The following is a 20095-nucleotide window of genomic DNA, read 5'->3' as shown; positions in this document are numbered from 1 at the left end:
TGAACCCGACCGGTGAAGTGAACGAGGTCATCGCCCAGGCCAGTGCGCCATCGCCGCCCGAACCGGCAAGCGTGCCGGTGAGGTTGGCCGCATCGACATCATCGCCGGTGCCGCCGGGGTTGCCGCCGGCCTGGGCATCGTCGTCGAGCAGCACGGTGGCGTTCTGCCCGGTGATCGGGCCTGCGTCTTCGATGGTGATGGTCAGCGTTGCCACGGCGGTATCGCCGTCGCCGTCGGTGACGGTGTAGGTAAAGGTCTCGACCGCGTTCAGCGGTGCGCCGTTGTTGCGGGTATAGCTGTAGCTGCCATCGGCATTGATGGTCAGTGTGCCATACTGGCCCGCGACGGTGAGGTTACCAGAACCGTCGGCGGTGTCGTCGAAGTTGGCGGGCACATTGACGCTGTCTATCCGGGTCACGCTGCCGCCATCAGCGCCCAGGCTGTCGGCACCGGTGTCGCTGTCGCCAGCATCGCCGGGAGCGGCGTCGGTCAGGACGTTGCCAGTTGCCGGACCGGTGGCACCGGCCAGCAGCGAATCCGTGTCGTCGGCGACAACCGGGGTATCGTCGTCGATGGTGATCGAGAGCGAGCCATTGGCGATATCGCCGTCCTGGTCAGTGACGCGGTAACCCAGCGAGAAATTGGCGTTGTTTTCATCGCCCAGCGCCGAATGGTCGATCGGTGCGTTCTGGGTGACGGTGTAGGCCCCGGTCGCGGTGTCGAGAGTGATGGTCATCACCAGGGTCGAGTCCTGGCGAATTTCCAGCAGGCCCTGGTTTACCAAGGTGACATTGAACCCGATCGGCGAGGTGAACGAAGTCATCTGCCAGGTCAGCGGTCCGTCGCCGCCCGAGCCGGTCAGAGTGCCGGCAACATTGACTGCATCCGGACCGTCACCGATCCCACCGGGGTTGCCGCCAGCCTGGGCATCGTCGTCAAGCTGGACCTGGGCGTTCTGGCCGGTCAGCGGCAGCGCATCGGCGATCGCGATCGTCAGCGTGGCGGTCGCGGTGTCGCCATCGGCATCGGTAACGGTGTAGCTGAACACGTCGTTGACGCCGCCGGGCGTCCCGGCATTGCGGGTATAGCTGTACGAACCATCGGCATTCAGCGTCAGCACGCCGTAAGTGCCATTGGTGGTGCCGCCGATCGTGCCGGCAGCCGCGCCGGTCACCGCAGTGACATGGAGCCCGCCGTCAGCGCCGGGGCTGTCCGCGCCGGCGGCGTTGCCGTCGCTGCCCACGCCGGTGATGACGTTGCCGGCAACCGGGCCATAGGTGCCCGAAGCGACCGCGTCAGTGTCATCCGAGGCGATCGGGGTATCGTCGTCAACATTGATCGACAACGTGCCGTTGGCAGTGTCACCGTCCTGGTCGCGAACCGAAAAGCTGACCGAGAAGGTCTGGTTGTTTTCGTCGCTGCCTTCGGCATGCAGGATCGGCGCAACCTGGGTGACGGTGTAGGCGCCGGTCGCGGTGTTGAGCGTGATCTGCATCACCAGGGTGGTGCCCTGAAACACGTTGAGCCCGGTGCCATTGGCAACATAGCTGAAGCCAGCCGGAGCGCCAGTGGTTGCCAGCGACCAGGCCAGCGGGCCATCGCCGCCCGAAGCGGCCAGCGTGCCGCTGGTGTTGGCGGCATCGGTATCATCGCCGGTACCACCCGCATTGCCACCCGCCAGCGCATCGTCGTCAAGGCGAACGGTTGCATTTTCGCCGGTCAGCGGCTGCGCATCAGCAATGTTGATGGTCAGCGTCGCGGTGGTGGAATCGCCGTCGCGGTCGGTGATGGTATAGGTGAAGGTATCGGCCACGCCGCCGGGGGTCCCGGCATTGCGGACATAGCTGTAGGTGCCGTCCGCGTTGAGCGTGAGCGTGCCGTACTGGCCGGCGGTCGTCCCGCCGATTGAACCGGCAGCGGTGCCGGTAACGGCGGTCACCGCACCGCCGACGGCCGCGCCGTCAGCGCCGACCCGGTCGGCGCCGGCAGCGCCGCTGGTGGTTCCGGCGCCGGTCAGGACATTGCCGGTTTCGGGGCCGTAAGTGCCAGCAGCGACAGAATCGGTATCGTTCGCCGCAACCGGGCTGTCGTCGTCCACGTCGATGTTGATGGTGCCAGGCGCAACATCGCCATCGATGTCGGTGACGGTGTAGTTCAGCGTGAACACCGCATTGTTTTCATTGCTGCCGGCCGCATGCTGGATCGGCGCAACCTGGGTTACCGTATAGGCCCCAGTGGCGGTGTTGAGGGTAACCTGAAGCACCAGCGTGGCGCCCTGGAACACGTTGAGCCCGGTGCCGTTGGCGACGTAGCTGAAGCCGGCCGGAGCGCCGGCGGTCGAAAGTGCCCAGGTCAACGCACCATCACCATTGGTGCCCGACAGGGTGCCCGTAACTTGGATCGAATCCGGATCGTCACCGGTACCGCCGGCATTGCCGCCAGCCAGCGCGTCGTCGTCAAGCCTCACATCGGGGTTGGGCGTGGTGATCGGCTTGCGATCGATGATCGGGAAAAGCTGGCGCTGGTTCGGTTCGGGGAAGGCCAGTTCGGTGTACGGCAGCAGATCGCCCAGATTGTAGGCATTCTGGAGCGGATCGACCGGAACTTCGAAATTGCCGCCAGAGCTGCGGACCGGACCTGCCGCAGGCTCCGGCTCGTTGCCGATCAGCAGCGCGGCAAGGTTGAGCGGCGGAACCACGACACCCTGCGAGACAATCTGGGGAACGAACACCGCACCATCAGGGATGATCAGCGTGCGACCGTCGTCGAGCGTGACCACCAGATCGCGCCCGCGCACGGTGATATCGTCAAGCGTGACGCCCTCTGGCAGGACTACCGTATTGTTGGCGTCAGGGATGAGCGTGCTGCCGGAAATGCCGGAGCCGGCCTGCGCCATTCCCATGAGGTCACCAGCCGGCCGGTCGAGGGCAGCTTCGCCCTGCGCGTGGTCGGTTGCGGTCTCAATCTTGCCTTCGTAGTCCATGTCCCGTCACTTTCAACGTCTAGCCATCCATGCGGACGGCACAGCGCCAAGAAGGGTCGCAGGCACACGTGTCTCAGCCCCGCCAATCGACGGAATTGATACAAAATGTGTTCTGCGGCCCTGATTGAAAGGTCGGCTTCTTGCTTCCTGCCAGTCTTCAGCGACTCGCTCGAAAGTTTCCAACCATCGCGGTCACTAGATCACGCACGTAAGCAAGCTGCAAGCTTGTTAACTCAATCCGACAACCATCAAATGCCGGTTGGGGAACGATTCTCAGCGACATTTGCCTAGCCTGAGACCCCGGAATTGCCAGCATTTGACCCCGATTTCCGCGACTAGAGCCGCCAGTTTGGCAATTTCCTGCACAATGCCAGATGCTTGGCCTATTAACCATACTGCGGCTGCCATGTTAACCAAACGAGGCAACCGGCGATGGTGCAGGCGTCTCAAATTTGGTCAGATTGGACACGGCCTGACGAAAGCGGATTTCGGCAGAGCTGCTGGAAACGCAAATAAGCATAAAAAATCAGAATCTTGATCTGGCAGGGCGGAATTGCCTCTGGTCCGGCCAGAGCGGCGATCGCCCGCTTCAGAGCGCGGAGCGACCGAACAGGCCAATCGCAAGGTCAGGTGCACGCGTAATCCGGCCCGCCCCAAACCGGGGAAAGCCATTGCCTGCCTGCGCTGGGCAGATTAGGCGCGGCGCGTAACCTGAAAGCGCTGCTGCCACCATGATCCGAACCCTGTGTACCGCGATTCCCTGCCTGGCTCTGGCGGCCCCCTGCCTGGCGCAGGAGTCTGCCGGTGGCGGATCGACAGACATTGTTGTCACCGGCACGGCCCTGGCCCCGCCACCTGCTGCGCCGGCCTATGACACGACCACGCTCGATGCCGCGCGGCTGTCGGCCAGTGCTTCGGGACGGATCGAGGACGCATTGGCCGGCGTGGCGGGGTTCCAGCAGTTCCGCCGCAGCGACAGCCGCAGCGCCAATCCTTCGGCACAGGGGGTCACCCTGCGCGCGCTGGGCGGCAATGCCACCAGCCGCAGCCTGGTGCTGCTCGATGGCGTGCCGATGGCCGATCCGTTCTTTGGCTACATTCCCCTTTCCGCGATCGCGCCCGAACGGCTCGCCCAGGCGCGGGTGACGCGCGGCGGCGGGTCGGGTGCGTTCGGCAGCGGCGCGGTAGCGGGTACGATCGAGCTGGAAAGCGCCGGGCCCGATCGGCTCGACCTGCTTTCAGCCGAGGCGCTGATCGACGACCGCGGTGAGAGCAGCCTTTCGGGCACGCTAGCGCCGCGGCTGGGCGCGGGCTTTGCAGTGGCCAGCGCACGCTGGGATCGCGGGCAGGGGTTCTGGACCACACCTGCCAGCCAGCGCGTACCGGCCAGCGCCCGCGCGGCCTATGACGGGTGGTCGGTATCGCTGCGCGGGGTTGCCCCGCTTGCGCCCGATGTTGAACTGCAGGCGCGCGGATTGCTGTTCGGTGATGCCCGCACCTTGCGCTTCAAGGGCGCGGATTCGACCAGCAGCGGTCAGGATGCCAGTCTGCGGCTGGTCGGCAAGGGGCGCTGGCAGTTCGATCTCTTGGCCTATCTGCAAGCGCGCAATTTCTCGAACAAGGTGATCAGTTCGACCAGCTTCCGCAAGACGCTGGACCAGCGCGCCACCCCCTCGACCGGCTGGGGCGGCAAGGCCGAACTGCGCCCGCCGCTGGGCGAAGACCATGTCCAGCGGATCGGGTTTGACTGGCGGATCGCCGAAGGGACGATGTACGAAGACGCCTATTCGGGTGTCACCGGCCTGGTCACCGCGCGGAGGCGCGCCGGCGGGCGCAATGCCGATCTGGGGGTCTATGCCGAACATGACTGGACCCTGGGTGCCCTGACGCTGACCGGCGGGGCGCGGGCGGATCGCTGGTCGATTGCGGGTGGCTATTTCCACGAGGCCAATGCTGCCGGCACCACCACGATCGACAACCGGTTTGCGAAGCGTTCGGGCTGGGCCTGGTCGGGCCGGGGCGGGGCGGTGCTGAAGGCGGCCAGCACGCTGACGCTGCGCGGCTCAATTTACACCGGTCTGCGCCAGCCGACGCTAAACGAGCTCTATCGGCCTTTCACGGTCTTCCCGATCACCACCCGCGCCAATGCCGCTCTGGTCAACGAACGCCTGTTCGGCTTCGAAGCCGGGCTGGACTGGACGCCGGTCGAAGCGCTGCGGCTATCGCTGACCGGGTTCGACAACAAGGTCCGCCATGCGGTGGCCAACGTCACCATCGGTACCAACCTGCGCGAGCGGCGCAATGTCGATGCGATCCATGCGCGCGGGATCGAGGCCGGGCTGGAAGCACGGCTGGGCGCGGTCAGCCTCGATGGTTCGCTGGCCTGGACGGATGCGCGAGTAGAGGCGAGCGGCACCTCCCTGGCGCTCAATCACCTGCGCCCGGCGCAGACGCCGCGCCTGTCGGCCAGCGCCACGATTGCCTGGCAACCGCGGCCGGGCTGGCGACTGGCGCTGACCGCGCGCCACACCGGGGCGCAGTACGAAGACGATCTGCAGACTGACCTGCTGCCCGCCGCAACCACCTTCGATATGTTTGCCCTGATCCCGCTGGGCCAGCGCTTCAGCCTGGTGCTGCGGGGCGAGAACCTGACCGACGAGGCGGTTGTCACCCGCAATGTGGCCGGATCGATCGACCTTGGCACGCCGCGGACGCTGTGGGCCGGATTGCGGATTTCCATCGGCCGCTAACTCGCATAAGACGAGTGGCGAAACGAAACCGGAGAGAGTGATGGCCACCCAGATGAGCGCGCACAGCCGCAATGTCGATTGCAGCGAAGAGGAATGGCAGGCCCGTCTGGAACTGGCCGCGTGCTATCGCATCTTCGATCACCTGGGCTGGTCGGAATCGGTTTACAACCATATCTCGGTCAAGGTTCCGGGTGAGGAAGGGGCGTTCCTGATCAACCCCTATGGCCTGCTGTACAACGAGGTCTGCGCGTCGAACCTGGTCAAGATCGATATCGACGGCAACACGCTGGATGGCAGCCCCTATCCGGTCAACAAGGCCGGGTTCACCCAGCACGGCCTGTTCCATCGCCACCTGCCCTGGGCGCACGCGATCTGCCATTCGCACACCACCGCGACCATGGCGGTTTGCAGCCTTGAAGGCGGGCTTCAGCCGGTCAACTTCTATGCCTGCAATTTCGCCGGGCGGCTGGCCTATCACGATTTCGAAGGGATCACCGTGCGCGCCGAGGAAGGCCAGCGCCTGATCGAGAACCTGGGTGACAAGCGGATCCTGATGCTCAAGAATCACGGGCCGGTGATCCTGGGCCGTTCGATCCCCGAAATCTTCATCATGCACTGGTCCCTGCAGCGCGCCTGCGAAGTGATGCTGGCGACGCTGGCAGCAGGCAAGCCGATCGTGGTGCCGGATGAAGTGGTGGCGGTCCATCACCGCGACCTGCACGAGGCTTCGATCCCCGGCACCATGCCCGGCGCCACCGATTTCGAGGCGTGGACCCGCCAGATCGACCGGATCGATCGCAGCTGGCGCGACTGATCGCTGGATGTCCCGCCTGACCGTCAACGGCCGCGCCGTCGAATTCAAGCTTGATCCGCAGACCCCCTTGCTGTGGGCGCTGCGCGATGCAGCCAACCTGACCGGCACCAAATATGGCTGCGGATCGGGTGATTGCGGGGCCTGCATGGTGCTGGTCGATGGCGAGGCGCTGCGCGCATGCCTGGTGACCCTGGCCGAGGTCGAAGGGCGGCAGGTGACCACGATCGAGGGGCTGTCGAACGATCGCTCGCACCCGGTGCAGCAGGCACTGGTGGCCGAACAGGCGATCCAGTGCGGGTTCTGCACGCCGGGCATCGCGATTGCCGCAGCAGCATTGCTGGCGCGCAATTCGGATCCGACGCCCGAAGACATCGCTGCCGCCGTGCCGAACCTGTGCCGCTGCGGGGTCTATCCGCGGCTGACCCGCGCGATCATGCGGGCGGGCCGGGTGATGCGGCGGCTTGAAACGATCAGCGCGGCACCCGCTCCCGGGATCACGCCGCAGGACGCGGCCCGTGCGGTGCCGGCGATGGAGGGGGACAACAAATGATCGAGAGCGAACTGACGCTGCCGTGCGGTGCGCGGCTGTCCAACCGGCTGGCCAAGGCGGCGATGACCGAGGGGCTGGCCGATCCGCTGGGCAATCCCACGCCCGAGCTTGACCGGCTGTACGACATCTGGGGCAAGGGCGGCTGCGGCTTGCTGCTTTCGGGCAATGTCCACATCGATGCCGATCATCTCGAACGGCCCGGCAACGTGATCGTCGATCGCCCGAACGATGGCGCGCTGCTGGATGGCATGCGCCGCTGGACCGCGGCGGCCAAGGCCGGCGGGGCGCAGTTCTGGGCGCAGGTCAGCCATGCCGGGCGCCAGACGATGAAACCGGTCAACCCGCACCCCAAGGCGCCATCGGCGGTCAAGCTGGGCCTGCCGGGCGGCCAGTTCGGTGAACCCGAGGCGCTGACCGGCGCGGAAATCGAAGATCTGGTTGCCCGGTTCGCGCAAGGTGCCGCGATCTGCCAGGAAGGCGGCTTTGATGGCGTGCAGGTCCATGCCGCACATGGCTATCTGATCTCGCAGTTCCTCTCGCCGCGTTCGAACCAGCGCACCGACCAGTGGGGCGGCAGCCTGGAAAACCGCGCGCGGTTCCTGCTCGAAGTGGTGCGCGCCACCCGCAAGGCGGTGAAGCCCGGCTTTGCCGTGGCGGTGAAGCTCAACAGCGCCGATTTCCAGCGCGGCGGCTTTGCCTTTGAAGACAGCCTGCAGGTTGCCCAGTGGCTTGAAGCCGAGGGAGTTGACCTGATCGAGATCTCGGGCGGCACTTACGAGCAGCCCAAGCTGCTGGGGATCGAGGGGATGGAGCCATCCGAAGCCCCCAACGTGGCGGCTTCGACCCTGGCCCGCGAGGCCTATTTCGTCGATTTCGCCAAGGCGATGAAGGATGCGGTCAAGGTGCCGCTGATGATCACCGGCGGCTTTCGCAGCTGCACGGCGATGGAAGAGGCGCTGCGCCAGGGCGCGGGCGAAGTGATCGGCCTGGGCCGCCCATTGTGTGCCCAGCCCGATGGTGCCGCGCGCCTGCTGGCCGGGGCGGATCGGCTACCCGATCCGGAAAAGGCGCTGGCGCTGATCCCCGGCTGGCTGGGCTTCCTGCGCCAGATCAAGGCGCTGCGCGCGGCAGACAGCTTTGCCGTGCAATACTGGTTCTATTGCCAGATCTATGCCCTGGGCCGGACCGGCCAGACTGAACTCGACAAGTCGGTCTTTGCTTCATTGCTGGAGGTCGAAAAGACCCACAAGGCCTGGCTCAAGGCACGGCGCGGCTAATAGGTCCTGACCCTAGAACTTCACCTTTGCAGTCAGCTTCACGTTCAGCGGGTCGCCCGGCTGGATGTTGTTATCGGTATGGGCGCTGGCGTAATAGCGGCTGTCGGCCAGGTTCTCGACATTGAGCTGCAGGCTGAAGCGGTCTGAAACGTCGTAATAGGCCGCCGCATCGATCCGGGTGAAGCCGGGCAGCCACACCGCATTGCTGATCGTGGCATACTGGCCCGACTGGTGCACCACGCCCAGCCCCAGTCCGAACTTGTCGGTGAAGTCATAACGGGTCCAGGCCGAGGCCTGGTGGCGGGGCAGCTTGTCGAGCTGGCGCCCGGCCGGGGCCGCCGAAGTGGCCGAGCGGATCTCACCTTCCTGCCAGGTATAGCCAAGGCTGACCTGCCAATCGGGAGTGATCCGCCCGGCCAGTGCCGCTTCCAGCCCATGCACACGGCTTTTGCCGGTGAGCACCCAGAACCCCGGGTTCGCCGGGTCAGCCACCCGGGAGTTTGAGCGATCGAGCTGGAAGGCGGCGAGGGTCAGGCTGAGGCGCGGCGAAATATCCCACTTGGCGCCCAGCTCAAGATTGCGGAACTGTTCGGGTTCAAGCGATTGCAGCGCCGGGTCGAGCGTCGAAAACTGGTCGCCGGTCTGCGGCAGGAAGCTTTTGGCATAGCTGGCATAGAGCGAAACGCTCTCGCGCGGCTTGAGCACCAGCCCGAACCGCGGCGACCATTTGGCATCGCTGCGCCCGGTCAGGGCATTGTTGATCAGGTTGGTCGCATCGATCGAAAAGCGATCGTGGCGCACCCCGGCGATCACCTGCAGCCATGGCGCCAGCTCGACCTGGTCCTGCAGGTAGAATGACAGGCTGTCGACCTGGCTGCGGCTGGCGCTCGCCGGGGCCGACCAGCTCAGCGCCGGCAGGGCCAACTGCGGCGCCAGCGAGACCGTGGTGGTGGTCGAAGTACCTGCGCCATTGGCGAACAGGACGTTGCGGCGCTGTGCGGTGCTAGACTGGGTGCCAGCCTCGACGCCGGCCAGCAGGGTGTGGCCGATCGGGCCGGTCTGGCCCTTCCAGACCAGGTTTGCCTGCCCGATCCAGTTGCGGCGGGTGTTGGCAGTGTCATAGCCGCTCAGTGTGACCGTGTTGGCCCCGGCCGAGGCGGGCAGGACATTGGCGTAGTATTTGTCATAGCTGGCAAACTGCCCGGCCGCGTCCAGCGTCAGACCATCAGCCAGTTCATGTTCGATCCGGATCCGTCCGAAATGGGCATCGACCGTGCCGTGGTTCAGCGTGGGGCTGCCGAACAGCGTCTGGTCGAACCCGGCGATCGGCCGCCCGCCGCGCGAAGGTAGGCCGCGATCGATCACACGGTCGTCGCGGCCATATTCATAGGCCAGCGATAGTTTGGTCGCGGCGCCCAATTCGAAACCCAGGGTCGGGGCCAGGCCGATGAAGTGCCCGCCAAAGAAATCGCGATCGTTGTCGAACTGCTCGTAAGTGGCGTTGAGCCGCAGCGCGGCGCCGGGCGCCAGCGCCAGGTTGGCGTCACCGGCCAGCGACCAGGCGCCCAGACTGTCAATCCCGCCGGCTGCTTCGCCGCGGGTCATGCCCAGTTCGGCCTGCTTCGACACCCGGTTGACCACCCCGCCGCCGCCGCCGCGGCCGAACAGCAGGGCATTGGCGCCCTTGAGCACCTCGATCCGCTGGGTGTTGAACAGCGGGCGATAGTATTGCGCATCGTCGCGCAGGCCATCGAGGAAGAAGTCCGCGGTGCTGGCCTGGCCGCGCATCACGATCTGGTCGCGGTGGCCTTCGCCCTGGCCCAGGGTGACCCCGGGGACATAGCGCAGCGCTTCGCCCAGCTGTTCGACCCCTTGGTCTTCGATCCGATCACGCTCCAGCGTGACCACGCTTTGCGGGGTATCGCGCAGCAGGGTCGGGGTCTTGGTGCCCGCAACTTCAAAGCCGTGGCTGCGTTGGCCCATCACTACTATCGCCAGGTTGGCTTCGTCGGCCATCGCGTCAGCTGCTTCGTCCGCGCGCGCCAGCGACGGCGCCAAGAGCCCGCTGGCGAGCGCGGCGAGGGCAATGCTGGAAGAACGCGCGAGGGGGAGCATGTAGAGCCTTATTGATAATAATTCGCAATAACGAGTCTGCCGCTAATGCGAATCGTTCGCATTGACAAGGGTCAAATTTGCCCGGCGCACGATTTCCCGCTAACCGCGCGCTTGCAACTCCAGCCAAAGGACCCGGCAATGAAAGCGACGATCTGGCACAACCCGGCTTGCGGCACATCGCGCAAGACACTGGCGATCCTGCAGGAAACGCCCGGCGTGGACGTGACGGTGATCGAATATCTGGTCGATGCGCCCAGCGCGGACAAGCTGGCGCAGCTTTATCGCGATGCCGGGATCACTCCGCAGCAGGGTCTGCGGCTGCGCGGCACCGATGCCGAGGAACGCGGCCTGCCCCAGGCCAGCGATGCCCAGGTGCTGGCGGCGATGGCGGCCGAACCGAAGCTGATCGAACGTCCGCTGGTTGAAACCGACAAGGGCGTGCGGCTGTGCCGTCCGCAGGACGTGGTGCTGGAGATTCTCTAGCTGCGCGCGTGCAGCAATTCGTCGTCGCGGGCCATGGCCTTGAGGCCCAGCACGATCACCGCCACGCACAGCAGTTCGATTACCGCGAAACCGATCCACGGGCTGTGACCATAGAGCCAGACCCCGATCGCCGGGGCAACGATATAGGCCGCGCCGTTGACCGAGGCGACGATCCCAGCTGACTGGCCCTGTTCGGCGCGGCTGACGCTGAGCGAGGCACCGGCGGTGAAACCGGGCCGGAACAGGCCGAACCCCAGCGAGATCAGCGCCACCGCGATGGTAATCGCGTGCAGGTTGGCGGCCACCGAAAGCAGGCCGGTCCCGCCAGCGGCAATCGCAATGCCCGACAGGCATGATGCGCGCGGACCAAGATGCAGCGTCGGGATGACCCCCCACTGGGCAAACAGCGTGGCGATCGCGCCGGCCATCAGCACGATTCCGGTTGGCCCCGCACCCGCACCGGGATCGGCCCGCAGGCCCAACCGGTCGAGCACCAGGAAGCCGACGATCCCCATCACCGCCGCCTGGGCATGCCCGCCCAGCAAGCCGGCCACCAGCCACGGCCGCATCCGCTGGTCGAACCAGGAAATCTTGGCGACCTCTCCGGGAGCTTCGGCCTCGTCGCCATCATGCGACCGGTTGCGCGGCCGCGAATCCGAATTGGCGCTGAACGGCGCAGCGACCACATCGCCGCGGGCGGCATAGGCCGGGGTATCGTCGGGCAGCCAGACCCGCAGCGCGCCCAGTACAACCACGGCGATCAGGGTAAACGCCGCAAAGGGCCCAACCAGTCCCAGCCCGGGCAGGATAAAATAGGGCGCCAGCGCCGGGCCGATCACCGTGCCCAGCCCGAAGCTGGACGAAATCAGCGACAGCGCCTGGGTGCGCTGTTCGCGGCTGGTGCGGCTGGCGACATAGGCCTGAACCGCCGGCGGCGCGGCCGATCCGAACCCGCCGTAGAGCGAGCGGCAGGCTGCGAACATCAGCAAGGTGGCAATGCTGCCCAGCCAGCCGTTGAGACCCAGCCACAGCGATAGCCCGCACAGCCCGAAGCTGAAGATGAAGCCCATCAGCCCGATCCCCATCATCGCCTTGCGCCCGCGCCGGTCGCTGCGCCGGGCCCACCAGGGCGCGCACAGCATCCACAGCAGCGCCGACCAAGTGTAGGCCAGACTGATCCAGAAATCCTGAACCTTCAGCGCCGTCCCGATCGAGGGCATCACCGATTGCATCGCGGTGTTGCCCGCCGCAGTCACCAGCATCACCGTGAACAGCAGTGCCACGCGCCAGCCGGGCAGGCTGGAGGTGGTGCCGGGTTCGGCCGGATTGGGTTGCAGATCGCTACGGGCCATCGCTTCACCGCTAGTCCCGTCGCTCTCCGCTTGCAATGGCCCAGCAAATTTGGGAAGGGCAGGCCCCTCATAGAAGAAGCAGGACTAATATCTCTCATGACCAGCACCGATCTTGCCCAACCGGGTTTGGGCCAGCGGATCAAGCGGAGGATCAGGCGGGCCATGGGGCCGTGGGGGGTATTCCTGCAGGGCTTTATCGAACATCCGGTAATGGTCGGATCGATCATCCCGTCATCGCGCTTCACGATTGCCAAGATGCTGGGGCCGGTCAAATGGGACGAATGCAAGCTGTTCGTCGAATATGGTCCGGGGGTCGGCACCTTCTGCCGCCCGGTGCTGGAACGGCTGCCGCGCGATGGCACGCTGATCGTGATCGATACCAACCCGCTCTATATCGACTATCTCAAGGCGACGATCGCTGACAGCCGGTTCGTGCCGGTGCTGGGTTCGGCTGCCGATGTCGAGGAGATCGTGCGTGCCCACGGGCACCAGCATGCCGATTATGTGCTGTCAGGCCTGCCGTTTTCGACCCTGCCCGATGGCGTTGGCCCGGCAATTGCCGCCGCCACGCACCGCGTGCTGCGGCCAGGCGGGGCCTTTCTGGTCTATCAGTTCAGCGCCAAGGCGCGCGATTTCATGGCCCGCCATTTCCGGCATATCGACGCCGGCTTCGAACTGCTGAACGTGCTGCCCTGCAAGCTGTTCTGGGGCTGGAAGGAATAGATCCCGCCAGCCCCGGAACGGGCCGCGAATCAGGAAAAGGTCTTGGTGGCGGTTTCGACCGACTTGTCAGACAGCTGACGGTGGATCGCTGCAACCAGCGTCTGCATGTAAAGGCCCACGGTCAGGCCAACCACGACCATGCCGATCACGAAACCGATAATGCCCGCCGGATTGGGCGCGCCGCCGCCCATGGCACCAACACCGATCGTCAGACCCGCCATCAGGAACATCAGGACAATGATCGCGACAATCGCGGCGCCATAGACCAGGGCGATCTTCAGGGCTGCGCCATCGGTCATCCGCCAGGACCGCGAAATCGCAGTGATCGGATTGCGCTCTTCATCGATCGCGACCACCGGGACCAGCATCGACATGCGTGCGAACAGATAGATCGCGCCAACCGCGAAGCCCAGTCCGACGATCAGGCTGATTGCCGACGAATTGGCCGTGGCGACGATGATACCAACGATCGCGCCCAGGATCAGGCCCACCACGAGCCCGACGATCCCGATGAGGATTGCCGCGCCAAACAGGGTCGGCACGCCGCGCACGCCTGCTCCGATCGCATCGCCGATCGAGGGGGCATGACGGTCAGAACACAGCCGCATCAGGGCCAGCGTCATGGCAAATTGCACGGCATAGAGCAGCACGTAGAACAGCAGCAGCGACAGGCCCATTCCGGCCATGGCCTGGCTGGGATCGCCGCCGCCGGCGCCCATCATCGCCACTTGCATCAGCGAGCCGCCGAACACGGCCATGACCGCAAACATCGCGACATAGAAGATCAACGCTGTGGCGATCAGAACGCCGAAGCGGCTTTTCAGTATCTCAAGCCCTTCGCTAAGAGCCCGGCTCCCACTGAAATTCATCGCATCCCCCTCTGGTTACTTTTCAGTGGCGGGAAGGTGCGCGCACTATTCGAACTTGTCCACTACAGATTGTGTCGAAGGGCCGGCCAGCTGCCGATGAGCGGCCGCCGAGATTGCGACGAAATAGACCGTCATCGCCGCCTGCATCAGGCTGGAAGCCAGCAGGCCCACGATATCGCCCGGGCGATCGCCGGCCAGCAAGGTAACCACCAGCCGGGTGGCACCTTCAGCCAGAACCACCACAACTCCAAAGGCGATCCCGACCAGCACATAAAAAGCCAGGAGACGCAGGGCATTGCCCTCGGTCAGCGACCACGAGCGCTTCATCGCCGCGATCGGATTGCCCAGCCGCTCGACCATCACCGCCGGCGAAATGAGCGATAGCCGGGTCCATGCCCAGATCCCCAGGCCCGCCGCGGCCAGCAGCGCCAACAGCGAAAAGCCCGGCGATTGGGCTGCGCCGCCCAGCGTGACCGGCAGCAGCACCATCGCCCCGATCCCCGCGCCCAGAATCAGCTGCGCGGCAATCACCGTCGGGGTGCGCTGAAAGCCTTGCCGGATCGCTTCCCCAACGGTCGGGCGGCGATCATCGGTGAACAGCGCCAACATGGCCAGCCCCCCGATCATGTGCAGCAGCGCCATGCCCACCAGCACCAGAATATTGCTGCGATAGTATTCGCCCATCGTCGCGAACATGGCTTCCATTGTCGCGCCGTCCTGCGGCTCTGGCGGGGGCAGCAGTGTGGCGATGGCGAACGCCGGAACCACCAGGAACACCCCGGCCAGGGCCGCCAGCACTTCGCGATTGGCGCTGACCATCGCGACGGCGTCGCTCCAGGCGCGGTTGCTGTCAAAGGGCGGACGGTTGGGGCTGGTGCTCATGCCCCCTTGATAACCACAGCATTTGTCGCCACGCAATCGTGCGATGGAATTGACCCTGCCTCAGAACATCGAACTGCGCCGCGATCTGGCGCAGGTGCCCTATCGCGTGGCGCTCGATGACATGACCGCGCGCAATGCGGCAATCGCTGAAGGGACCGCGCGCGAGCTGATCTGGCTGCTCGAACATCCGCCGGTCTATACCGCCGGAACCAGCGCGGCGGCCGACGAACTGCTCGATCCCAGGTTCGAGGTGGTCGAGGCCGGGCGCGGCGGGCGCTATACCTATCACGGGCCGGGTCAGCGGGTCGGTTATGTGCTGCTCGATCTCAAACGGCGGGCGCGCGACGTGCGCGGTTTCGTCCATGCAATGGAAGGCTGGGTGATCGCCACGCTGGCCGATTTCGGGGTCGAAAGCTGGCGCGCACCGGGCCGGGTCGGGATCTGGACCCGCGATAGTGACGGCCGCGAGGCCAAGATCGGCGCGATCGGCGTGCGGATCCGCCGCTGGGTGACCATGCACGGCTTCTCGGTCAACCTGGCGCCCGATCTGTCGCACTTCGGCGGGATCGTGCCCTGCGGGATCGAGGAATTCGGGGTAACCAGCCTTGCCCGGCTCGGCCACACCATTGATTTCGACCAGTGGGATAGGGCATTGCTGGCTCGTGCCGGCGATTTCCTTGCCGCGCTTGAGGTCCCTTGCGGAAAGGATGCCGCCTGATGAAAAGCCTGGCCCCGATCATGCTCGCGCTGCTGGCGCTGGCCGCCTGCAAGGGTGAACAGGCCAAGGAAACCGGCGGCAAGGCCCAGGGCGAAGTGCTGCCGGGATCGGTCAGCGATGCCATGCTGCCGCTCGATACCGTCAAGAGCCAGGCGCCGCTCGCGCCCAAGGCGGAAGGCGGTGACAAGGGCGATGCGAAGAAGTCCGATAAGAAGGCTGATAGTGCCGCCGAAGAATCAGCCCCGGTTGCGGCAGAAGCTCCGCCTGCTGCGGATGAGGCTGCGGGGGAATAATTCCTTGGGACGGAATGCCGGCCCCGCTTCCCCGTTCGTGCTGAGCTTGTCGAAGCACTGCCCCGGTTCTTCGTGCCTCTGCGGTTGCCGTCACAACAAAGAACGGTCCTTCGACAAGCTCAGGACGAACGGGTCTCCACTATGAGCTGACTTTGGTGGTCCATTCGAACCCTAGTTGCGCCCCTCCAGCAATCCGCGGGCAATCACCTGCGCCTGGATTTCCGCCGCGCCCTCGAAGATGTTGAGGATGCGGGCATCGCACAGCACGCGGCTGATCTCGAACTCCAAGGCATAGCCGTTGCCGCCGTGGACCTGCAGGCTGGCATCGGCGTTTGACCAGGCCGCGCGCGCGGCGAGCAGCTTGGCCATACCGGCTTCGATATCGCAGCGCTTGCCGGTATCCTTGGCGCGGGCGGCCAGATAGGTCAGCTCGCGCGCCATCACGAAGTCGGTCAGGCTGGCGGCCAGCTTGTCGGCCACGCGCGGGAACTGGATCAGCGCCTTGCCGAACTGCTTGCGCTGCAAGGCATAGTCGAGCCCCAGTTCCAGCGCGCGCTTCGCCACCCCCACCGCGCGCGCCGCAGTCTGGATCCGGGCGGCTTCGAAGGTGCGCATCAGTTGCTTGAAGCCCTGGCCTTGTTCGCCGCCCAGCAGTGCATCGCCGGGCGCGCGCAGGCCATCGAACTGCAGGGCATATTCGCGCATCCCGCGATAGCCCAGCACCTCGATCTCGCTGCCGGTCATGCCTTCGGCCGGGAACGGATCGCCCTCGGTTCCGCGCGGCTTGGGCACCAGCAGCATGGAAAGGCCGGCATAGCCCTTGGCATCGGGCAGCGTCCGGCACAGCAGCGTCATCAGATCGCTGCGGCTGGCGTGGGTGATCCAGGTCTTGGCACCGTCGATCACCCAGTTGCCGTCCTCAAGCCGGGCGCGGGTCTGGAGCGAGCCAAGGTCCGATCCGACGTCGGGTTCGGTAAACACCGCAGTCGGCAAAATTGCGCCGCTGGCAATCCGGGGCAGCCAGTGCGCCTGCTGCTCCGCCGTGCCGCCATGCGCGATCAGCTCGCCCGCGATCTCGCTGCGGGTACCCAGCGACCCCGCGCCGATCCAGCCGCGTGAAAGTTCCTCGGTGATCAGGCACATCACCAGCTTGCTGAGACCCAGCCCGCCAAACGCGCCGGGAATGGTCGCGCCGAAGGTGCCCAGCTCGGCCATCTTCGCAACGGTCGCATCGGGGATCAGCTGGTTGGCGAGGTGCCACTTGTGGGCGTGGGGCAGGATCTCGGCATCGGTGAAGCGGCGGAATTGCTCGCGGATCGTATCGAGTTCGCCGTCGTGCAGGCTTTCGCTGGGCCACTGACCTTCGGCCAGTGCCCTGGCAACTGCAGCACGCACCGGCGCAAGATCGGCTTCGACCAGCCCGGCGCAGGCCTGGGCCAGTTCGCGCGCGGTCTGGCCCAGACCCAGGTCGCCGGGGCGCAGCAGTTCGTTCTGGCCCATCGGCAGCCCGCCGGTCAGCTGGCCCAGCGTCTCGGCAAAGGCCAGCAGGGCTACCTGGCGGTCAAGCTCGGTCCCGCCGTGGTTCGATTCCAGCCAGCCGACCACCGCTTCAAGCGCGGCAACGCTGGTGGCGATCCAGGCAAAGCCGTGGTGTGCGCGCTGATGGGCCGGGTCAATCGCCCCCGCCGCAGCCCGGGCAAGGTCGCGATAGCCCTGCGCCGCGCCGAGCGCGTGGCCCAGGTCGATGTTCATGCCTTTTCGAACACCGCGGCGATCCCCTGGCCGCCGCCGATGCACATGGTCTCAAGCCCGTACTTCACGTCGCGGCGCTGCATCTCGCGGGTCAGGTTGGCAAGGATCCGGCCGCCGGTCGCCCCGATCGGATGGCCCAGCGAGATGCCCGAACCGTTGACGTTGAGCATGTCGTGGCGGCTGTCATCGTCAGACCAGCCCCAGCCCTTCAGGCAGGCCAGCACCTGCGGGGCGAAAGCCTCGTTCAGCTCGATCAGGCCGATGTCATTCCACGACAGGCCGTTCCTGGCGAACAGCCGCTCGCTCGCCGGGACCGGGCCATAGCCCATCCGGCTGGGATCGCAACCCGCCGCCGCCCACGAATGGAACCAGGCGATCGGTTCAAGGCCCAGCTCGTCGAGCTTGTCTTCGGCCACCACCAGGCAGGCTGCCGCCGCATCGTTCTGCTGGCTGGCATTGCCGGCGGTCACGACCCCGCCTTCAAGCGGACGCAGTTTGCCGAGCGTTTCCATCGAGGCATCGGCGCGATAGCCCTCGTCATGCGCGAACACGATCGGGTCACCCTTCTTCTGCGGGATTTCAACCGGAACCAGCTCGTCGGCGAACTTGCCCTCGGCCCAGGCTGCGGCGGCGCGCTGGTGGCTGCGCACGGCGTAGGCATCGCAGGCCTCACGGCTGATGTTCCAGTCCTTCGCCAGATTCTCGGCGGTTTCGATCATGCCGCTGATCACGCCATAGCGTTCGATCGGCTGGCTCATCACCCGGCCGCGGGTCAGCCGGTCGTGCAGCGTCAGGTTACCGGCGCGTACCCCTTTGCGTACGTCGGTGGTATAGTGCTCTACGTTCGACATGCTCTCGCAGCCACCCGCGACCACCACGTCGCTGTGCCCGGTCTGCACCATCATCGCCGCGTTGACGATTGCCTGCAGACCCGATCCGCAGCGCCGGTCGAGCTGGTAGCCGGGAACATGCTCGGGCAGGCCAGCCAGCAGCCACGACCAGTGCCCGATACACGGCGCCTCGCCATTGCCATAGCCCTGGCTGAAGACGACATCGTCGACCCGGTTCGGGTCGATTTTCGTGCGCTCCATCAACGCCTTGAGGATCGTTGCGCCCAGTTGTCCGGCGGTCAGCGGGGCCAGGCTGCCGCCGAACTTGCCGACAGCGGTGCGGATCGGGGCGACAATGGCAGCGCGGCGCAGTAGGGTCATTTCGTGTCCTTGTCTGAAGTGCCGACGATCCCGCGATCGATCAGGCTGGCAATCGTGCCCGAGGCCAGCCCCAGCCGTTCGGCCAGCACCTGCTCGCTGTGTTCGCCCAGATAGGGCGCGGGCCGGGGATCGCCGACGGTCTCACCGGGGATGTTCGCGAAAGAGCGGGTGGCGGGATAGCTGAACCCGCTGGGATTGGCGGGCGAGGGGCCGAACAGCGGGTTGCCCGAAACCAGCTCGGGGTCCTGCGCCATTTCGAACATGGTGCGATAGCGCTCGAAGGTCGCCCCGGCGCGGGTCAGCCGCGCGGCCAGTTCGGCATAGTCGAACTGCTCGGCCGCTTCCTGAAACAGCGCGAACAGGCGGTGGCGGTGGACGAAGCGGAAGTGATCGCTGGCGGTGAAGCTGACCCCCAGTTCGGCTTCAAGCGCGGCCACTTCGGCCAGCAGACCGAAGGCCTCGACCGTCGCCTTCCACTGCTTCGGCGTCAACGCAGCGACCATGAAGCGCTGGCCATCGCGGCTCAGGAAATCGCGCCCGAAGGCGCCCCAGATGGCATTGCCGATCCGCTCGCGATCGGCGCCGCGATAGAGCATTTCGGGCGCCGCGCCGGCGTTGAAAGCGGTGCCGATCGCGACATCGCCCAGCGGTACGCGCATTTCGGCGCCCTTGCCGGTCTGATCGCGGTGGCGAAGGCCAGCCAGCATGGCGAAGGCGCAATAGGCCCCGGTGATGAAGTCCCAGGCCGGCAGCACCTGGTTGACCGGCGGGGCTGTCGCCGGGTCCCACTCCTCGGGGCCGTTCATCAGCGGATAGCCGCTGGCGGCGTTGACCGTGAAATCCATCGCCTGGCGCCCGTCGTGCCAGCCCATGATCCGCACCGAAACCAGATCGGGCCGCCGTTCTGCCAGCTTGTCGTGCGCCAGGAAGCTGTTGACCGGCAGGTTGGTGATCATCTGTCCGGTCGCGCGGACCAGTTCGGCCAGCAGTTCGCGGCCTTCATCGCACTGCAGATCAAGCGCGACGCTCTTCTTGGCGCGGTTGAGGTTCTCCCACGATAGCGAACGGCCTTCGCGGGTCATCATGTAGCGGTCGTAATCGAGGCCCCCGGCCTTGTGATCGACCCGCACCACCTCGGCCCCCATCTGCGCGCAGTACAGCCCGGCGGTGGGCGAGGCGACGAACGAGGAGACCTCGATGATCTTCAGACCGGAGAGGAGGTCGTACATCAGTTCCTCCCCGGCACGGGGAGGGGGGCCGCCGCGTAGCGGTGGTGGAGGGGACTGGCCGCAAAGTGCAGCGCCTGGAGGAGAGTCCCCTCCG

At 65.9% G+C, this 20095-nt stretch carries 16 protein-coding genes; 8 read left to right on the top strand and 8 right to left on the bottom strand.

The window, feature by feature from the left end; genetic code table 11:
- Positions 1-2983 (bottom strand): VCBS domain-containing protein (locus tag IT549_RS11135; protein ID WP_292973130.1); only part of this gene is annotated, 2983 nt, incomplete at its 3' end.
- Between the two features lie 731 nt (positions 2984-3714).
- Here IT549_RS11135 and IT549_RS11130 point away from each other — a divergent pair.
- Genes IT549_RS11130 through IT549_RS11115 form a run of 4 tightly spaced genes read left to right on the top strand, consistent with a single transcriptional unit; the run spans position 3715 to position 8374 of the window.
- Entirely contained in the window at positions 3715-5733 is a 2019-nt protein-coding gene (locus IT549_RS11130) for a TonB-dependent receptor (protein WP_292973128.1), read from the top strand.
- A 40-nt stretch (positions 5734-5773) separates the two neighbouring features.
- Positions 5774-6547 (top strand): class II aldolase/adducin family protein, encoded by a 774-nt coding sequence (locus IT549_RS11125; protein WP_292973126.1) that lies wholly within the window; start codon positions 5774-5776, stop codon positions 6545-6547.
- Positions 6548-6554: 7 nt separating this feature from the next.
- Positions 6555-7097 (top strand): (2Fe-2S)-binding protein, encoded by a 543-nt coding sequence (locus tag IT549_RS11120; RefSeq protein ID WP_292973124.1) that lies wholly within the window; start codon positions 6555-6557, stop codon positions 7095-7097.
- Positions 7094-8374, top strand: a complete 1281-nt coding sequence (locus IT549_RS11115) for an NADH:flavin oxidoreductase/NADH oxidase family protein (RefSeq protein WP_292973122.1) — start codon at positions 7094-7096, stop codon at positions 8372-8374. Before IT549_RS11120 ends, IT549_RS11115 begins: the two co-directional genes overlap by 4 nt.
- A 12-nt stretch (positions 8375-8386) precedes the next feature.
- Here IT549_RS11115 and IT549_RS11110 read toward each other — a convergent pair whose 3' ends face one another.
- Positions 8387-10489 carry a TonB-dependent siderophore receptor gene (locus IT549_RS11110; RefSeq protein ID WP_292973120.1) on the bottom strand — a complete coding sequence of 701 codons (2103 nt, stop codon included), beginning with the start codon at positions 10487-10489 and terminating at the stop codon, positions 8387-8389.
- Between the two features lie 138 nt (positions 10490-10627).
- Between IT549_RS11110 and IT549_RS11105 the strand changes: the two genes are divergently transcribed.
- Positions 10628-10972, top strand: a complete 345-nt coding sequence (locus IT549_RS11105) for an arsenate reductase family protein (protein ID WP_292973118.1) — start codon at positions 10628-10630, stop codon at positions 10970-10972.
- Here the strand turns inward: IT549_RS11105 and IT549_RS11100 are convergent.
- Positions 10969-12324 carry an MFS transporter gene (locus IT549_RS11100; RefSeq protein ID WP_292973116.1) on the bottom strand — a complete coding sequence of 452 codons (1356 nt, stop codon included), beginning with the start codon at positions 12322-12324 and terminating at the stop codon, positions 10969-10971. The two genes, IT549_RS11105 and IT549_RS11100, sit on opposite strands and share 4 nt — an antisense overlap.
- Positions 12325-12420: 96 nt before the next feature.
- On the opposite strand from IT549_RS11100, the gene IT549_RS11095 reads away from it, so the two are divergent.
- Entirely contained in the window at positions 12421-13047 is a 627-nt protein-coding gene (locus IT549_RS11095) for a methyltransferase domain-containing protein (RefSeq protein ID WP_292973114.1), read from the top strand.
- A 29-nt stretch (positions 13048-13076) separates the two neighbouring features.
- On the opposite strand, the gene IT549_RS11090 is transcribed toward IT549_RS11095, so the two are convergent.
- Together IT549_RS11090 and IT549_RS11085 are read right to left on the bottom strand one after the other, a co-directional pair.
- Entirely contained in the window at positions 13077-13916 is an 840-nt protein-coding gene (locus IT549_RS11090; protein WP_292973112.1) for a hypothetical protein, read from the bottom strand.
- A 45-nt stretch (positions 13917-13961) separates the two neighbouring features.
- The gene (locus tag IT549_RS11085; protein WP_292973111.1) at positions 13962-14798 is read right to left on the bottom strand and encodes a hypothetical protein; all 837 of its coding nucleotides are present in this window, start codon (positions 14796-14798) and stop codon (positions 13962-13964) included.
- 43 nt (positions 14799-14841) lie between these two features.
- On the opposite strand from IT549_RS11085, the gene lipB reads away from it, so the two are divergent.
- Together lipB and IT549_RS11075 are read left to right on the top strand one after the other, a co-directional pair.
- The gene (lipB, locus tag IT549_RS11080; RefSeq protein ID WP_292973109.1) at positions 14842-15516 is read left to right on the top strand and encodes a lipoyl(octanoyl) transferase LipB; all 675 of its coding nucleotides are present in this window, start codon (positions 14842-14844) and stop codon (positions 15514-15516) included.
- Positions 15516-15809, top strand: coding sequence for a hypothetical protein (locus tag IT549_RS11075; RefSeq protein ID WP_292973107.1), 294 nt, complete (start codon positions 15516-15518; stop codon positions 15807-15809). Before lipB ends, IT549_RS11075 begins: the two co-directional genes overlap by 1 nt.
- Before the next feature lie 171 nt (positions 15810-15980).
- Here IT549_RS11075 and IT549_RS11070 read toward each other — a convergent pair whose 3' ends face one another.
- Genes IT549_RS11070 through IT549_RS11060 form a run of 3 tightly spaced genes read right to left on the bottom strand, consistent with a single transcriptional unit; the run spans position 15981 to position 20001 of the window.
- Positions 15981-17561, bottom strand: coding sequence for an acyl-CoA dehydrogenase family protein (locus IT549_RS11070; protein WP_292973105.1), 1581 nt, complete (start codon positions 17559-17561; stop codon positions 15981-15983).
- Positions 17558-18772, bottom strand: coding sequence for an acetyl-CoA C-acetyltransferase (locus tag IT549_RS11065; RefSeq protein ID WP_292973103.1), 1215 nt, complete (start codon positions 18770-18772; stop codon positions 17558-17560). Before IT549_RS11065 ends, IT549_RS11070 begins: the two co-directional genes overlap by 4 nt.
- Positions 18769-20001 carry a CoA transferase gene (locus tag IT549_RS11060; RefSeq protein WP_292973101.1) on the bottom strand — a complete coding sequence of 411 codons (1233 nt, stop codon included), beginning with the start codon at positions 19999-20001 and terminating at the stop codon, positions 18769-18771. The genes IT549_RS11065 and IT549_RS11060 overlap by 4 nt, the downstream gene beginning before the upstream one ends.
- Positions 20002-20095 lie beyond the last annotated feature (94 nt).

The organism is Novosphingobium sp. (assembly GCF_020852455.1).
Classification (GTDB): domain Bacteria; phylum Pseudomonadota; class Alphaproteobacteria; order Sphingomonadales; family Sphingomonadaceae; genus Novosphingobium.
Note: the sequence above shows the minus strand (reverse complement) of the source record. Positions and strands in the feature narration are given on the sequence as shown.

Coding starts and splice junctions, on each gene's coding strand:
- IT549_RS11130 (WP_292973128.1), top strand. CDS start 3,715: ATGATCCGAACCCTGTGTACCGCGATTCCCTGCCTGGCTCTGGCGGCC.
- IT549_RS11125 (WP_292973126.1), top strand. CDS start 5,774: ATGGCCACCCAGATGAGCGCGCACAGCCGCAATGTCGATTGCAGCGAA.
- IT549_RS11120 (WP_292973124.1), top strand. CDS start 6,555: ATGTCCCGCCTGACCGTCAACGGCCGCGCCGTCGAATTCAAGCTTGAT.
- IT549_RS11115 (WP_292973122.1), top strand. CDS start 7,094: ATGATCGAGAGCGAACTGACGCTGCCGTGCGGTGCGCGGCTGTCCAAC.
- IT549_RS11110 (WP_292973120.1), bottom strand. CDS start 10,489: ATGCTCCCCCTCGCGCGTTCTTCCAGCATTGCCCTCGCCGCGCTCGCC.
- IT549_RS11105 (WP_292973118.1), top strand. CDS start 10,628: ATGAAAGCGACGATCTGGCACAACCCGGCTTGCGGCACATCGCGCAAG.
- IT549_RS11100 (WP_292973116.1), bottom strand. CDS start 12,324: ATGGCCCGTAGCGATCTGCAACCCAATCCGGCCGAACCCGGCACCACC.
- IT549_RS11095 (WP_292973114.1), top strand. CDS start 12,421: ATGACCAGCACCGATCTTGCCCAACCGGGTTTGGGCCAGCGGATCAAG.
- IT549_RS11090 (WP_292973112.1), bottom strand. CDS start 13,916: ATGAATTTCAGTGGGAGCCGGGCTCTTAGCGAAGGGCTTGAGATACTG.
- IT549_RS11085 (WP_292973111.1), bottom strand. CDS start 14,798: ATGAGCACCAGCCCCAACCGTCCGCCCTTTGACAGCAACCGCGCCTGG.
- lipB (WP_292973109.1), top strand. CDS start 14,842: ATGGAATTGACCCTGCCTCAGAACATCGAACTGCGCCGCGATCTGGCG.
- IT549_RS11075 (WP_292973107.1), top strand. CDS start 15,516: ATGAAAAGCCTGGCCCCGATCATGCTCGCGCTGCTGGCGCTGGCCGCC.
- IT549_RS11070 (WP_292973105.1), bottom strand. CDS start 17,561: ATGAACATCGACCTGGGCCACGCGCTCGGCGCGGCGCAGGGCTATCGC.
- IT549_RS11065 (WP_292973103.1), bottom strand. CDS start 18,772: ATGACCCTACTGCGCCGCGCTGCCATTGTCGCCCCGATCCGCACCGCT.
- IT549_RS11060 (WP_292973101.1), bottom strand. CDS start 20,001: ATGTACGACCTCCTCTCCGGTCTGAAGATCATCGAGGTCTCCTCGTTC.